Origin of the sequence: Calidifontibacillus erzurumensis (assembly GCF_013303125.1) — a bacterium.
GTDB classification, from domain to species: Bacteria; Bacillota; Bacilli; order Bacillales; family Bacillaceae_J; genus Calidifontibacillus; species Calidifontibacillus erzurumensis.
On record NZ_JABTTE010000035.1, the window covers coordinates 1 to 15,703 of the forward strand.

Annotated in this window: 15 protein-coding genes, 1 pseudogene and 1 CRISPR repeat array; of the genes and pseudogenes, 4 read left to right on the forward strand and 12 right to left on the reverse strand. The window is 36.1% G+C overall.

From position 1 onward, the window contains the following. From HR057_RS16140 to HR057_RS16150, 3 genes are all read left to right on the forward strand, one after another. A partial coding sequence (locus HR057_RS16140) for a DUF2087 domain-containing protein (RefSeq protein WP_173732475.1) occupies positions 1-600 on the forward strand: 600 nt, incomplete at its 5' end. A 23-nt stretch (positions 601-623) separates the two neighbouring features. Then, positions 624-983 carry a GIY-YIG nuclease family protein gene (locus HR057_RS16145; RefSeq protein ID WP_173732476.1) on the forward strand — a complete coding sequence of 120 codons (360 nt, stop codon included), beginning with the start codon at positions 624-626 and terminating at the stop codon, positions 981-983. Positions 984-1,238: 255 nt separating this feature from the next. Further along, positions 1,239-1,454: a hypothetical protein gene (locus HR057_RS16150; RefSeq protein WP_173732477.1), complete on the forward strand. Its 216-nt coding sequence runs from the start codon at positions 1,239-1,241 to the stop codon at positions 1,452-1,454. 268 nt (positions 1,455-1,722) lie between these two features. On the opposite strand, the pseudogene HR057_RS16155 reads toward HR057_RS16150, so the two are convergent. Continuing rightward, a pseudogene (locus HR057_RS16155) lies at positions 1,723-1,963 on the reverse strand (transposase); the annotation flags it as partial. Between the two features lie 223 nt (positions 1,964-2,186). Here HR057_RS16155 and HR057_RS16160 point away from each other — a divergent pair. After that, on the forward strand, positions 2,187-3,605 hold the full coding sequence (locus tag HR057_RS16160; RefSeq protein WP_173732478.1) for a PQQ-dependent sugar dehydrogenase: 1,419 nt from the start codon (positions 2,187-2,189) through the stop codon (positions 3,603-3,605). On the opposite strand, the gene HR057_RS16165 is transcribed toward HR057_RS16160, so the two are convergent. The 11 genes from HR057_RS16165 to HR057_RS16215 form a co-directional block, all read right to left on the reverse strand. Next, positions 3,602-4,159, reverse strand: coding sequence for a hypothetical protein (locus HR057_RS16165; protein ID WP_173732479.1), 558 nt, complete (start codon positions 4,157-4,159; stop codon positions 3,602-3,604). The two genes, HR057_RS16160 and HR057_RS16165, sit on opposite strands and share 4 nt — an antisense overlap. A gap of 154 nt (positions 4,160-4,313) precedes the next feature. After that, positions 4,314-5,081, reverse strand: coding sequence for an alpha/beta hydrolase (locus tag HR057_RS16170; protein ID WP_173732480.1), 768 nt, complete (start codon positions 5,079-5,081; stop codon positions 4,314-4,316). Between the two features lie 669 nt (positions 5,082-5,750). After that, a complete protein-coding gene (locus HR057_RS16175) occupies positions 5,751-6,164 on the reverse strand; it encodes a YjdF family protein (RefSeq protein ID WP_173732481.1) in 414 nt (137 codons plus the stop codon). A 423-nt stretch (positions 6,165-6,587) separates the two neighbouring features. Next, positions 6,588-7,964 (reverse strand): 23S rRNA (uracil(1939)-C(5))-methyltransferase RlmD, encoded by a 1,377-nt coding sequence (gene rlmD / locus HR057_RS16180; protein WP_173732482.1) that lies wholly within the window; start codon positions 7,962-7,964, stop codon positions 6,588-6,590. 251 nt (positions 7,965-8,215) lie between these two features. Further along, on the reverse strand, positions 8,216-9,109 hold the full coding sequence (locus tag HR057_RS16185) for a diacylglycerol kinase (RefSeq protein ID WP_173732483.1): 894 nt from the start codon (positions 9,107-9,109) through the stop codon (positions 8,216-8,218). Positions 9,110-9,528: 419 nt separating this feature from the next. After that, positions 9,529-10,608 carry a sulfate/molybdate ABC transporter ATP-binding protein gene (locus HR057_RS16190; RefSeq protein ID WP_173732484.1) on the reverse strand — a complete coding sequence of 360 codons (1,080 nt, stop codon included), beginning with the start codon at positions 10,606-10,608 and terminating at the stop codon, positions 9,529-9,531. A 66-nt stretch (positions 10,609-10,674) separates the two neighbouring features. Continuing rightward, positions 10,675-11,475, reverse strand: coding sequence for a sulfate ABC transporter permease subunit CysW (cysW, locus tag HR057_RS16195; protein WP_407926133.1), 801 nt, complete (start codon positions 11,473-11,475; stop codon positions 10,675-10,677). 63 nt (positions 11,476-11,538) lie between these two features. Further along, on the reverse strand, positions 11,539-12,375 hold the full coding sequence (cysT, locus tag HR057_RS16200) for a sulfate ABC transporter permease subunit CysT (protein WP_173732486.1): 837 nt from the start codon (positions 12,373-12,375) through the stop codon (positions 11,539-11,541). A gap of 161 nt (positions 12,376-12,536) precedes the next feature. Further along, a complete protein-coding gene (locus HR057_RS16205; RefSeq protein WP_173732487.1) occupies positions 12,537-13,601 on the reverse strand; it encodes a sulfate ABC transporter substrate-binding protein in 1,065 nt (354 codons plus the stop codon). Positions 13,602-13,742: 141 nt separating this feature from the next. Next, complete coding sequence (locus HR057_RS16210; RefSeq protein WP_268990214.1) at positions 13,743-13,925, reverse strand: YezD family protein; 183 nt, start codon at positions 13,923-13,925, stop codon at positions 13,743-13,745. Continuing rightward, the gene (locus tag HR057_RS16215; protein ID WP_173732489.1) at positions 13,879-14,349 is read right to left on the reverse strand and encodes an RrF2 family transcriptional regulator; all 471 of its coding nucleotides are present in this window, start codon (positions 14,347-14,349) and stop codon (positions 13,879-13,881) included. Before HR057_RS16215 ends, HR057_RS16210 begins: the two co-directional genes overlap by 47 nt. Positions 14,350-15,009: 660 nt before the next feature. After that, a CRISPR array of direct repeats spans positions 15,010-15,703; the repeat unit is 30 nt; unit sequence GTTTCAATTCCTCATAGGTAATATCAAAAC.

Genomic DNA, 15,703 nt, shown 5'->3' on the forward strand with positions numbered 1-15,703 from the left:
GCCGAAAGGTATATGCGTATTCATATTGAAAGTGCCCATCACTCTGTATTTGAATATTTACTTGCAATGGACAAAAAGTTAACCGGCCTTACTGAACATCAGAAAAAGCTATTATCCCTTTTTTATCAAGGAAAAAGTGATAAAGAAATTCAAAAAGAGCTGGGTATTGGAAGTGCCTCTACAATTCGCCATCATCGATTTGCATTAAAAGAAAAAGAACGTCAGGCAAAGATATTTTTAGCTTTGATGGAACTGCTAAAAGAAAAAGATAAACATGCACCAGCTTTTGTACCCGTCCATAAAACTGCCACCATGGTTGATGAAAGATATAACATTACTCAAGAAGAAGAGGAGCAAATGGTTAAGAGATACTTCTCTGATGGTGTATTGAAGAATTTTCCCGCAAAAGAGAAACAAAGAATCGTTATCCTTAGAAAAATTTCAAACCATTTAAAATCTGATTACTTTTATGATGAAAGAGAATTAAATCAAATATTAAAAGACATCTTTGAGGATTATGTATTAATAAGGAGATATTTAGTGGATTACGGATTTTTAAACCGTACACCTGATGGAAGCAGTTATTGGAAAAACAAATAGAATGAATATAGCGGGTGAAAAACATGGATCGTAAAAAAGAACTTAAACAACAATTCAAGGAAACACCTGTTGAAGCAGGGATTTATCAGATTAGGAATACAATAAACAATAAAATTTTGGTTGGCAGTACTTTAAACTTAAAAACTCTAAATGGAATTAAGTTCATGCTTGAAACAAATGCCTTTACAATGAATAAAGAGCTGCAAAAGGAATGGAACCAATACGGAAAAGATGCCTTCACGTTTGAAATACTAGAAAAATTGAAGAAAAAGGATGATGATCCTTATTTTAATGAAAAAGAGGCATTGCTTGCCCTTGAAGAAAAATGGTTGGAAAAGTTGCAACCATATGGAGAACAGGGTTATAACAAAAAACAGGCTTAATAAGGGCATCTTAGTAGAAAAAGGAATGTATTCAGTAAACCTTATTCTTCCTCCTTCATTTTTCGAATCGAAAAAATGTGGATGACAAACTTTTTTAACCAGAGGCAAGAGAAGCTAGCAATCTTGCCTCATTTTTTGTTTTAGTCTTTTTTCTAAAAGATTGTCGTTTTTAAGTATCATTGCAATATAATTAATGATAGAAATAAAACGAAGTGAAACTATTACTTATAATAACTTTATTAAGGGGGTGTCTAATTGAAAAATAATAAGTTAAGGCTTGTATGGATTATTCCAAATGTGTTCTGTTACTTAATGTTTATTGGTTTTACATCCTTTGTATTAGTCAATGCAAAAGAATTGGAGGAAATTAATAGACTATCAATTTGGGTTTTTATGATGTTATTACTTTTATTAGTTTCTCTATTTGGAAGTTATCGCATTTGGAGATGGATTAAAGAAGGTAAAATGTAAGATTCGAAATTGACGACATAAGACTTTGATAGAATAAATTCTGAATTCACCACTTCTATTCAGTGAGGTCTTTTTTTATGCACTACTTAGTGTTTCAACAGTATACTGGAATAAGTTATTTGTTCTGCACGTTTATCAAATGCTAATTGCCTCCAATAAAAGACAGTCAAAATATGTATTTGAAGTTTATTAGTCTTTCTGCCATAAGTCCAATCTATTTTTCATCTACTTTTGAGGATGGTGTATTCGTCATATCATTTAAGGATTAACCGCAATCTTTACACAAATAGCGTTGGCGACTGCTATATTTACCGTTACGTTTAACTATTGACTACCACAATGCACACAACCTAACCCCAAAGAAAATCTTGTTTCATAAAAAGTTTTTAGAAGTTTCGAGATTTTATCTCGTTCTTCTGGAAACAAATCTTGTTTCAATGCTGCTTCAAATAGTGCTGCTCTGATTTTTTAATTCGCTGAATGAAATCTTCATACACGTCTTTCCACATAGAAAAAGCCTCCTTAAACGCATAATATTAACCTTTTTTCGGTATGGTTCAAGAAAGCCACAATCTATACGAAAACAGCCTTATTTTAATACAAGCTGCCATACGCACTCATAAAAGGTGACAATCGAAAAAATCTCCTATACACCTATTGCCAATTTAGTACTAATCAAACAAATCTCCCCATATCCTTTTTAAAAAACACTAGGAAGAGGTGCATAGACCCTTGGTAAAAGTTAAGGTTGGTTTACGGCCGATTGTAAGGAATTTGAATTTACCTACTGTCATTAAAACGGCTATACTCCCAGGTGATTCCGTTGAAAGATTATTTATTGCAACCCAGGTAGGCGAGATTTTCTTCCTCGGAAACGAAGGTTTACGAACTTTTTTAGATATTCGCCACCGGGTTCTAAAATTAGGCGGGTTCGGCGGTTATGACGAACGAGGACTATTGGGACTTGCGTTTCATCCTCATTTTTATTCAAACGGTCTTTTTTATCTCCATTATTCAGTTGCAGGAACACAAGGCCCCGGTGCATTGCCCGAACCATTTGAACCTGACCCATGCAATCCTGATACTTTAAACTTAAAGTGGATCAATAGAGAAACTCAATATGATCATATCGATACGATCGAAGAATGGATTTTACCATCCAATGGTCAACCGCAAATGCGTCGGACATTACTGAGGTTGAGAAGACCATTTATGAATCATAATGGTTATAATAGTTTAACCTTTTCACCGGAAACCGGGAGACTCGTTATAACAACCGGAGATGGAGGTTCAGCCTTTGATCCTTTTAATTTAAGCCAAGATAATCTCGAAATTTCCGGAAAAATCATTGAAATGGATATTAGTAAAAATATAGGCATCAATCCGCCACCCATTGTCACTCGTTTTAATGAACTTCCAACAACAATCCAAGAAACGCTCACTGTAATCGCTAAAGGGGTGCGCAATATGTCCTCCCCATCCTTTCAAAGAATTCAAAATCAGTTTGTTAAATATGCAGGAAATGTCGGACAGGATTTGGTTGAATCAATTTTTGCATTTATTCAATATAGACCGATCCCAGTTACGCAGCTTGTACAAAATTATCTAACAAAACCTAAAGCTAACCCGAGAGGACTTATTAACTTTGGTTGGCGAGGCTGGGAAGGGGCCTTTCCTACTTCATTCATGAGAAAATGTGCAGCAAATTCATCATTGAATCAGAAAACAATTGCTTTTTACAATGAAGCAATAGCACTCTCTGGGAAGAGGCTTCAGCCTTTAACTAGTTATTTTCATGAAGACCCAAGACCTAATAAGTTTTCAGGAACTGCACTAACCAGCGTGCAAGCGTATATGGGGAAAATTCCCGGCTTAATGGGAAGCGTCGTATTTACTGATTTTGCACAGAAAGAATCCGCACCTCATGTTAGAGGGGCTTTAGCTTATACGTATTTAAGACCAGATGGGAGACAAAATGATTTTTGGGTAATTGAAACAAATTATGATTTTGGACCTCAATCAGCTTATTTTGTTAGCTTGGGAACAAATCTTGATCAAACTAGATTATTTTTAGGAGTATACGGCTCCTCTAAAGTGACTGATTTTCATCAAGGCACTGTTTTTGAAATCGTTCCATTAGAGAATTTTTAAACAATGATTTTTAATCTTTTAAAAATATATAATCCCAATTCAACCCATAACCAGCTATAAACAAAAACAAATAATGAGATACTTCCGGTTGTAAGAAACGAGAAGGAATCTGGGACAGTTGGACCTAAAATGGGAAAGTGAAAGATAAATAGTAAACACATAATTCCTGCCATTAATAAAGCTGCACCAGTTGCAATAATACTTATCCTTTTCCTAAAAAAGGAAAAAGAGGCTCCTAATCCAAGACCTAGCAATCCTGTTGTTAAAGGAAACACCATTAGTTCAGTCGGTTGTATAATGAATAAAAGCATGATGGTAAGAAAATAGGACATAAATCCAAACGGAACAGAAAGCATGGAGCATAATAGAATCGGTGCAGTTGCAAGCGGACTAATTAAATATCCAATACCCGGGAAAATGCCACCAGCTGCTTGTAAAATAGCAGCAATACTTGAAAAAATAGAAACTAGAATGAGCTTTTTTGTTTTTTTATATTTTTTAAATATGGGTTGTGATAATAGAATCTCATCAGAAATAGGTTTCATAAAATACATGATTCCACCTCTTTCTAAATGGTTTTTACATGATGACATATTATATTTACCATTTATTAGAGGTGGTTCTTATTTATGCCTGTGAATTCACAATATTTCATAATCACATATGACATGGGCATGATGTTTAATTTAGAAGAATCCGACCTTTATATTATTCAGCTATTACTCTCTCTAATACTTGTAAAATCGAATCCACTAAAATAGTCTGTTGTTCATCCCTGCTGATAGTCGCTTTATTGTCACCGATTTGGAAGCTGTAATAACCAAATTGCGAATGATTTCCACCTTCAATTTTTACCCAATTCATATGGGCAGGTAAATTTTTTGCGTATTCTTTAACTTCCTTTTCACTAGCCAAACCATCATTAGATGCGTAAATTTTAGTAACATCAATTTCTAAATATGATAGATTATACTCTTTTGGATGAGTGGTACCAATCAATATTAAGCTATCTACTAGTTTACTGTCATTTTTTACAAATTCCGCTGCAAGCGCTCCTCCTCGTGAATGTCCTGCCAAAACCCAATGTTTTATTTCATCATCATTTAGAATTAATTCCTTACTCCGGAAAAACAATTCTTGTTTCTGAGAATTTGAAAATGCAGTTCTTAATGGCAACTTTACAATTATTACCTTATACCCGCTCTCTGAAATCTTTCTTGCCATAGGGACATATGCTTCCGGATCGACAAATCCACCCGGATAGAAAAGCAAAGCAGAATCTTTTGTGTTTTTTAATGGTATGAATTCAATCTTATTTGAATCATTTGCAACCTGGACACTATCACTGCTTTCTAATAAAGTCCGATCTACTCCTTTTGATTGGAAGGAAAAAATTAGTACAAACGTAAAAGAAAGTCCAAATAAAATCCAAATGGTTCTTAATATCTTTCGTATATTTTTTCTTTTATTTTTCATCATGACTACCCTTACTTTACAAATGATTTTGGAGAAATTACCCCTACCAACATATTATCAAAAAAGAGGAAATTAGTTTTCACTAAATTGCGGAAAGCCATCCTTTCTTATTTATTGCTGTAATTTTTTATTTATTAAAACAATGTATAGACGTTTTGCATAGGATGCTCATTATATTCAAAAGGACCGGCCAATCAATAAGGAGTCGAACAGGCTTCCTTCACCGGAAGGAGATTTTAATTTGTTGTTACGACTGTAACAACCCGCAGCAAAGATATTAAATGGCTCTTACAAAGTACTAGGGGTCAAACGCGCTTAATAAGCCACTTCATATTAATATTCTTGTCAAACCAAAGGTGAATGTGCATCATAGTTAAATATCGCAGTGCCTGTAACCAAATTTATGATGGACAGGCACTTTTCGATCCCTACCACAACCCCTTTACGATTTCGGTTTATGAAATACTCAATTGCAACTATTTTCAATATGTGGATTTATATATGGGAGATGAGAGACGTCCAGCATCAGGTTATTTCATCCTACCCCTATTCTTCCAGAACATCCCTAAGTAAATTGGTACGAGTAAACATAATCAGATAGGTAAAAAAATGACAAAAAAGTTGTTCACAGATTAAGATATCTTTAACAACCTTTTTGTCATAATCAGCTTATCGTCCTTTATGTTTTTGTTTAGCTTTTTGTTTTTTTAATTCCCATTTTCTTTGTTTAAATGCATCGTTACGCTCTTTTTTAAGTTTTTTACTTTCCAGTTTACGTTGCTCTATTTCCTTTTTGATTGCCTCTTGTGCCTTTGCTGATACTCCCCTATTCAGTATTTCTTTTGCTACTTTCCGTTGAAGACGTTTGGGATTAATTTTTTTCTTTAGCTTTTTTTTATCCTCAATTCCTACTTGTTTACTTTTGTGAATAATTCCAAGTAACCTATTGTTTACAAATTCTAACACTTCTGAATCATTAGGTTCTGTGCCGAATACGTACCGATAAGCCTTTAATCTTTCGTTCTCGTGAAACTCAACCACTCCAATCCAAAACTGACCATCATAATAAATCGTCAATGTCATGACGATTCCCTCCTCTAAAAATATTAATCCAGGAATGATGGACAACCCGAGGAAGGGAAGGTTACTGACATCAATGTAATTATTGATGCATCCGGACTACCAACCGGATCGTGTTTTTACATTCCTTACTTAATTTATCATAACAGTTGCTAATAAATAGATACAAGTCTTACAGTAAACGTACCTTCACGTAAATGACCGGCCATAACCCAACGTTTTATTTCATCATTTGATGTAATTCCTTGCGCCCAATAAACAATTCTTGTTTTTTCATAATATTCTACACCCTAGTACCATTCCAATAGATCCAACTTACCTTCAACAATTTAATCTAAAAGGTCTTTATCAACTGGTTCATAGTCTTGAAATTAAGGCAAATGGGATTCCGAGAATCTTCTACAGATTCTCGAAACTAACAGTTTCTTATTTGCTCCGTTCTATCAGCGCACAGACCTCAACATGTGCTGTATGAGGAAACATGTCCACTGGCTGCACTTCGATTGTTTTAAATCCACCAGCATCTAAAATTTGCAAATCACGGGCGAGTGTTGCCGGATTGCATGAAACGTAAACAACCCGCTTTGGTTTCATGGCAATAATCGTATTCAGTAATTCGCTGTCACATCCTTTTCGGGGTGGATCAACGACAATAACATCAGCATTAATTCCTTGCTCATGCCATGCAGGGATAACTTCCTCGGCTTTGCCGACTGCAAACCCAACATTAGTGGTACCGTTTAGCTTTGCATTCCTGTTTGCATCTTCAATGGCTTCGGGCACAATTTCAACACCGTACACCATTTTTGCTTTTTTTGCTAAAAACAATGAAATTGTACCGATGCCGCAATATGCATCAATGACTGTCTCTTCCCCGCTGAGATTCGCATATTCAAGTGCTTTGTCATACAGAACTTTTGTCTGTTCCGGATTCACTTGGTAAAAAGAACGCGCTGAAATGGCAAATTTAATATCGCCAATGAAATCATATAAATATTCGTCTCCCCACAATACCTTTGTTTGCTCACCAAAAATAACATTCGTTCGTTTTGGATTAATATTTTGAATAATCGACTTTACTTCCGGAAAGCTTTTGTGAATGTCCTCAACAATTTTTTTCCTGTTCGGCAACTCTTCTGTTCGTGTAATCAGAACAACCATGACATCTTTCGTTTTTCGTCCATAGCGTGCAACAATGTGACGGAGCGTACCCGTATGAGTTTCTTCATTATAAGCTTTGATGCCATATTTCTCAGCAATTCGTTTTACTCCTTGAATAACCCGGTCATTCTCATCTGCTTGGATGAGACAATGATCCATATTAATAATTCGATGGCTCCGCTCTTGATAGAAACCAGCTACAAGTCCGCCTTCCCTTTCACCAATAGGAACTTGCGATTTATTCCGATATTTCCACGGATCGCTCATGCCCAATACAGGATGAACGATTACATCTTCAAGCTTACCGATTCTTGCTAGAACTTCTTTCACTTGTTTATGTTTAAATTTCAATTGTGCTTCATATGTCATATGCTGCAATTGGCAGCCACCGCATTGTTTATAAATGGAACAAGGAGGTTCCATACGGTCAGGGCTTTTTGTATAAAATTCAAGGATCTTGCCATAACCATAACTTTTTTTCACTTTTAAAACCTTAATTTGCGCCTCTTCGCCAGGTAATCCGTTCGGAACAAAAATTGGGTAGCCATCTACTTTGGCAACCCCTGCTCCTTCAGATGTTAAATCTTCAAAAACAACATCAACGATGTCGTTCTTTTTAACAGGTGTTTCAAGTTTTGCCATGTTCAATCTTCCTTTAATTATTGTTCAATTGCATTATTTCCATTGTTTTTTCGACCAATTTAAAATCTACCGTTGAATAAAGAACATAATTTTAACAAGTTGATATCTTAGATTCTTTCTAACCAACCTAATGCTTATTATACCTTTACTTTTTTTCATTAGAAAAGCAGAAAAAGGCAAGCCCACTAGGTTTGCCTTCTGTTCAAATCCATATGTAAGGTTCCATTTTGAAGTAAATGGAACTGTTTCCTTTAAGCATAGTCTTTTGGTACAAATATTTCTATATGTTGATACAAATTAACAAACTCCGCAGGCAATAGCCCGCCATATTCACCATCTATATTCAGCTGCACCTTTTCATCTGACGTAACTTTTATACGATTAGCTTTTGTATAAATGATTAATTCATCATTAAGATGTTCGCCTCTTAAAACTAATGTGGCAATTCGTAAAATGTCGGCCATGTTCGCTTTTTTCAAAATTAGAAAATCAAACATGCCATCATCAAGTTCTGCCTTTGGTGCCAAACGCTCAAAACCTCCGACAGAATTCGTATTTGCAACTAAAAAGAGCGTGACTTCCCCTTCAAAAAGCTTGCCGTCATACTCTATTCTTACCGGTGTCGGTTTCAGTGTCGGCAACATCTCAACACCTTTTATGTAATATGCCAGCTGTCCTAACACTGTTTTCAATTTACTTGGCACTTCATAAGTCAGTTCCGTTAAACGGCCACCGCCGGCAATATTAATAAAGTATTGGTCATTCATTTTGCCAATGTCAATTTTTTTCGTATGGCCTTCCACAATGATATCTACTGCTTTATCGATGGAACCATGAGCTTTAATGGCACGGGCAAAATCATTTGTTGTTCCGACTGGAATAATTCCTAGCTTCGGCCGAACTTCGTGCTCTGCTAGTCCATTGACAACCTCGTTGATCGTTCCGTCTCCCCCTGCAGCAATCACAACATCAAATCCACGTTCGGCAGCAAGTCTAGCAGCATATGTTGCATCACCATGCCCTTTTGTAGCATGACAAGATGTTTCATATCCTGCTTCTTCAAGCCTAATTAAAACATCCGGTATGTGCTTTTTAAATAATTCCCTACCAGCAGTCGGATTATATATGATACGTGCTCTTTGCATGTTTACCATCCTACCATTACTTTTAGTATTGTGTTGGATTCAACTATTTAACATCATAGCCGATTTTCAGGGGATTAGCAATTTTTATGAAATTGACAGAATTCTCATGAGTTTAGTCATAAAATGATTCTATTCATGGGTAGGAAATGAATGCACTTGAACTTTTACTAAAAAATCAGTGTAAGGATGTACTTTTTCATGGTTAAACTCCACAAAAGTAATAGTAGACAACAACATTTGATTTTAAATAAAACTGGAAAAAACTAGATCTTTATTAATCTATAAAAAAAAGAGTGAAGGACAAGTCATTGGTGCAATGTGCACAACCTTGTCCACTTCACTCCTACAGGGGGAAATTTTAAGGGCAAGACTTTTGGTTCGTTCTTGCCCCATATATTTTTTCAAGAGGGGGGTAGAGGTTAGGATCCGGAAGCAGTCTTTATTTTACTCACTTTATCAAACGGAACGATGCTTCCTTCATTTCCTTCAAAGTAAACGATATTTTTAAAATCAGCAAAAAGGATTTCTCCATTTTCAACAGCACCTAGTTTTTTGTACTGTTCTGCAGTCATTTCTGCTTCGAAAAATTCGTTTGTATCCAGCCTAATTAATTGAATTCGCACCGCTGCTCCAATCGTATGGATATGAGTCACTTTTGCAGCAATTCCTTTTTCACTATTCGATTTACTAAGACCTACTTCATTTGGCCGAATATATGCCACCGTATTGTTTTGGTTTGTATAAGAACCATTAACAATCGGCTGACTATGGAACTCATTTACCCTACCTAGAAAGCTATAGACGAAAGCATTCTTCGGCTGTTCGTACACTTCTCTTGGGGAGCCGATTTGTTCAATTTTTCCTTGGTTCATCACTACAACCGTATCTGCCATTTCCAACGCTTCTTCTTGGTCATGGGTAACAAAAATAGTGGTAATCTTTAGTTTTTGATGAATTTCCCTTAGCCACTGTCTAAGCTCTTGGCGGACTTTTGCGTCTAAAGCGCCAAACGGTTCATCCAGAAGGAGTACTTCCGGTTCTACCGCAAGCGCTCTTGCCAAGGCTATCCTTTGTTTTTGCCCTCCCGAAAGTTGGGATGGATAGCGGTTAGCTGTTTCCTCCAGCTTTACGAGCTGCAATAATTCCATCACCTTCTCCTTAATTTCTTGTTTGGAAGGACGCAGTTTCCTCGGCCGCACATTGAGGCCAAAAGCAATATTGTCAAAAACGGTCATATGTTTAAATAATGCATAATGCTGAAACACAAAACCCACTTTCCGATCTTTAACAGTCTTATTCGTAAAATCCACGCCATTAAACAAAATTTTCCCTGTATTCGGATGTTCCAGTCCTGCAATCAAGCGGAGAAGCGTTGTTTTCCCAGAGCCGGAAGGTCCAAGCAGTGCAACGAAATCACCGGTTGGAATCTTCAAGTGAATATTTTTTACAGCCGAAAAAGTCCCAAAAACTTTAGATACGCCATCAACATGGATACTCATTGCTTTCCTCCAGTCGTCCAAATGTAGATTCCTATAATATGAACTGAAACTCGTTATGTTTCTAACCTAAGAATCTTTTAATTTCCATTCCACTACCTTTTTAATAAATAAAGTGACAATAGCTAATAGTGCCAGCAAAGATGCAACCGCAAATGAGGCAGTAAATTGATATTCGTTATATAAAATTTCTACATGTAAAGGCAATGTATTCGTTTCACCCCTGATATGTCCTGAAACAACTGATACAGCCCCAAATTCCCCCATTGAACGGGCGTTACAAAGAATGACACCGTAAAGAAGCGCCCATTTTATATTCGGTAGGGTGACCTTGAAAAATATTTGCCACCAACTTGCACCTAATGTTATTGCAGCAATCTCTTCATCGTTCCCTTGTTCCTGCATGATAGGGATTAACTCCCGAACAACAAAAGGAAATGTGACAAAAATGGTTGCAAGGATTATACCCGGTGTAGCAAAAATGACTTTAATATTATGTTCTTCAAGAAATGGTCCGAGAAATCCATGTGAACCATAAAGAAGCACAAAAGCTAGACCTGCAATGACTGGGGAAACAGCAAATGGGATATCTACAAGGGTAATTAAAAAATTTTTCCCTTTAAAATCAAATTTCGCAATTCCCCAAGCAGCAATAATACCAAATATTGTATTTAACGGTACAACAATAGCTGCTGTCATGAGTGTAAGTTTAATTGCTGCCAATGCATCCGGTTCAATTAAAGATTGAAAGTAAAGTTCCATCCCCTTTTTTAATGCTTCGGAAAAAACGATGATTAAAGGGAAAACAATAAATAGGGTTAAGAAAGCAAGAGATATTCCAATAAGCACCCATTTTCTCAATAGATACATCAGATCTCTTCCCGTTTCATACGATATTGCTGTATCTTTCCCAATCATTTCATTCAAACTCCTCTAGGTCATTTGATGTTTCTTTGCAGTTCTCCATTGCCAATAGTTGATGACAAACAATAATAGAAAGGAGAAGAAAAGCATCACAGTTGCAATGGCCGCAGCTCCTGCATAGTCATATTGTTCTAATTTCGTAACAATCAAAAGTGGCACAATTTCGGTTTTCATAGGCATATTTCCTGAAATAAAAACAACTGAACCGTATTCACCCAATGCCCTCGCAAATGCAAGAGCAAAGCCAGTTAGTATGGAAGGGAGAATAGCTGGAAAGATGATCTTAATAAAAATTTGTACAGAGTTGGCCCCTAAAGTGGAAGCCGCCTCTTCATATTGGGAATCAAGATCTTGTAATACCGGCTGAACAGACCTAACCACAAATGGAAGACCTATAAAGATGAGTGCAATAATAATTCCTGTCTGTGTAAAAGCAATTTTGATTCCGTATGGTTCGAAAAATTGTCCAACCCATCCATTGGGAGAATAAATAGCCGTTAAAGAGATTCCTGCCACCGCTGTAGGTAAGGCAAAAGGAAGATCCACAATAGCATCGACGAGAGTTTTTCCATAAAAGTTGTATCTGACAAGAACCCAAGCAGTCATCGTTCCAAAGATTGCATTAACGATAGCCGCAATAAATGATGTCAGAAAACTAATTTTAAAGGAAGCAATTACCCTTTCATCGGATATCGTCTCCCAAAAGTCTGAAAAACTCATCGTTGTTGCTTTTAATACTAGGACAGCGATAGGGATTAACACGATTAAACTAAGATAAATAATGGTGTAACCCATGGAAATCCCAAACCCTGGCAAGACTCTTTTTCTCGTTTTTTTAGTAAACATTTGCAATGATCCCCTTTACTTTAAAGGTGATTTTAAACAGTAACCGAATTAGAGAGTGGGCGCCTTCAGCATCCAGCGCCCTTTAACGTTTTAGTCAAAAATGAAACAGCTTTTATGATTCAACAACATCTACATTTCTCTATTAATCATTTAAATAGACTTTAAGGCTTATAAATTTGGTCAAAGACTCCACCATCTTCAAAGTGAGTTTCCTGCGCTTTTTTCCAACCGCCGAATACTTCATCAATCGTAAACAAATTTATTTCTGGGAATTGACTTGTATATTTCGCAGCTATTTCTTTGTTTCTAGGACGGTAATAGTTTTTGGCAGCAATTTCTTGACCTTCTTCTGAATATAAGTACTCAAGATAAGCTGTTGCAATTTCTGTAGTTCCCCTTTTTTCCGCTACTTGGTCGACAACAGCAACAGGTGGTTCAGCAAGGATGCTTACAGATGGAACTACGATTTCAAATTGGTCTTCTCCAAGTTCATTTACAGCAAGAAATGCTTCATTTTCCCAAGCAATTAAAACATCGCCGATTCCTCTCTCAACAAAAGTGGTAGTCGATCCGCGGGCTCCTGAGTCTAAAACAGGAACGTTTTTGAAGAGTTTCGTTACAAATTCTTTTGCCTTTTCTTCATCTCCATTGTTTTGCTGAAGAGCATATCCCCATGCAGCTAAGTAATTCCATCTAGCTCCTCCAGATGTTTTTGGATTTGGAGTAATTACTTCTACATCGTCTCTGACTAGGTCATCCCAATCTTTAATTCCTTTCGGATTCCCTTTCCGTACAAGAAACACAATTGTAGAAGTATATGGCGAGCTATTATCAGCCAACTTTTGTTGCCAATCTTGTGAGAGTTTTCCTGCTTCAGCAATCACATCAATATCGTAAGCTAAAGCTAAAGTGACGACATCCGCTTCTAAACCATCAATGACTGAACGTGATTGCTTTCCAGATCCACCATGGGATTGTTTAATAGTCACTTCTTGACCTGTTTTATTTTTCCAATATTCTTGGAATGCTTTATTATACTCTTCGTATAATTCTCTCGTTGGATCGTACGAAACATTTAATAATTCAATACTTTTTGGTGCCTCTTTTGTTCCTGCACCATTTTCAGAATTGCTTGATGCGGGTTCAGTCGATTCGTTCGAGCAGCCGGCTATTCCTAATAGAAATACTAGAAATAATGGGAACCATGTCTTTTTCAATTTTTTCATTCCTCAACTCTCCTTTTTATTTTTCTTAAAATTTTTGCCTTCCTATGTATGGGAAGATTCCATGGTTTCATTTTGAATTTGTTGGGAGACCAACAATTTCGGTAGCCTTCGGATGTCCGATCGGCATCGACTGATTTAGTTTTATCTATGGTAAGCTTGCTTTTTTCTTAGTGGAAAATGGTATTTTTCTACTTTTTCAATTTGAGTGATTTGTGAATCATGAACCGTAATTTGAATCTTGCCATATTTAATACTCTCTAGCATCGTTTTGATATTTTCATAGATTTTTTGCTCCAGGTTTCCGTTTAACGACAACGAAATCATCTCCTTTGGCTAAAGAAATTCTGTTTTCAAGCAAATCGCCTAACGTTGTTTGCTCTAACACATACGCAATCGTATCCCTGACAAGGGACCATAATGGTTTTAAAAGACATCCCTCTTCAAGGGGACATGGTTCATATTTTGTAATGGATGCACATGACATCGGGGAAAGCGGACCTTCTAAATTCCGGATCACTTCCCCAATATTGATTTCATCCGGATCTTTATGGAGGATGTAACCTCCTTTCACTCCCCTTTTACTAACGACATATCCCAACTTTTTTAATTGAAGGAGGAGCTGTTCTAAATAATTGACAGTTACAAGTGTTTTGTTTGATATTTCTTGGATCGACACAACTTTGCCCCTTTGTTCTCCAAGCACAAGCAACGCTCGCAGTGCATACTCGCCTTTACTAGAAACTTTCATGGTAGTACTCCTTTGCTTGAATTAAATCGTCTTACCTATCTAGAATTTTTTACACTTTCAATTGTTGAGTATTTCAGTCAACTTTTGATGTAAGTTTGACCAAAAAGGTCAGTCAAAATAAAAAAGGCACTTATCTTTTTTTATAAAGATAAGCGCCTTCAGTTGACTGATCAGCAGCTAAAGGTTTTATGCATTTTTTCTAGGTTTCAATTCCGATTAAACACATTGGATTAGATGTGAATATAATAAAATACGTTTACCGAAAATGCAACTGTTTTTTTAATTTTTTATAATCTTTCTTTGTTTAGTGTAAATTTCCACTTTATTTCAGATTGTGATTTTCAAATTATATCGGAAGTAATTTCTGCATAATCTTTGTAGCACGGCTTTACATGGAGAGATGGGCATGATAACCTTGCATGGTAAAGCCAACCCTTGAAACAGGTGGCTTCTTGGCTTTGAAATCATGCCCATAGAGGCTCCATGTAAAGCCATTTTCGGTATAAATATTCATAAATGACTGTGAATATTCACAAAGGGTTTGTGAAAAAATCTGTTCTAATTTGATAAAAAACGGGAGCTTTTTGCCGAAATAATGTGCCCGTTTACAGTAATATCAAAACAAAAATCGCCAAAAATACACTCTATTCAACAAAATTGGTTTCAATTCCTCATAGGTAATATCAAAACCAGTTTAAATGCAAGCATAGTGCATCCTCGCGAGATATTGTTTCAATTCCTCATAGGTAATATCAAAACAATGATAGCTGAAAAAGCACTGCTTGGAACATTTAGTTTCAATTCCTCATAGGTAATATCAAAACGAAGATGCTCGTTTGTATACATTGAAGCAGTTTGCGTTTCAATTCCTCATAGGTAATATCAAAACAGTGACTTGTTGCAAAATATTGTAGATACTTATGGAAGTTTCAATTCCTCATAGGTAATATCAAAACTTAGCACTTTCCGAGATTTACCATTCGCATCGGTTGAGTTTCAATTCCTCATAGGTAATATCAAAACATATTAGAAAGTAGTGATGATATCATTGATGATCTGTTTCAATTCCTCATAGGTAATATCAAAACATCTATCTAATGAGGATCAGGAATTTATTAGTGATATGTTTCAATTCCTCATAGGTAATATCAAAACAGTGGGGGATTAATATTCAATTTGAAATTTTAAAAAAGTTTCAATTCCTCATAGGTAATATCAAAACTGGGATGAGAAAGTACGCGGCAAGATCAACCGTACATGTTTCAATTCCTCATAGGTAATATCAAAACTGCAAACCGTTTGCAGACAAACATTACGCTTACAGGTTTCAATTCCTCATAGGTAATATCAAAAC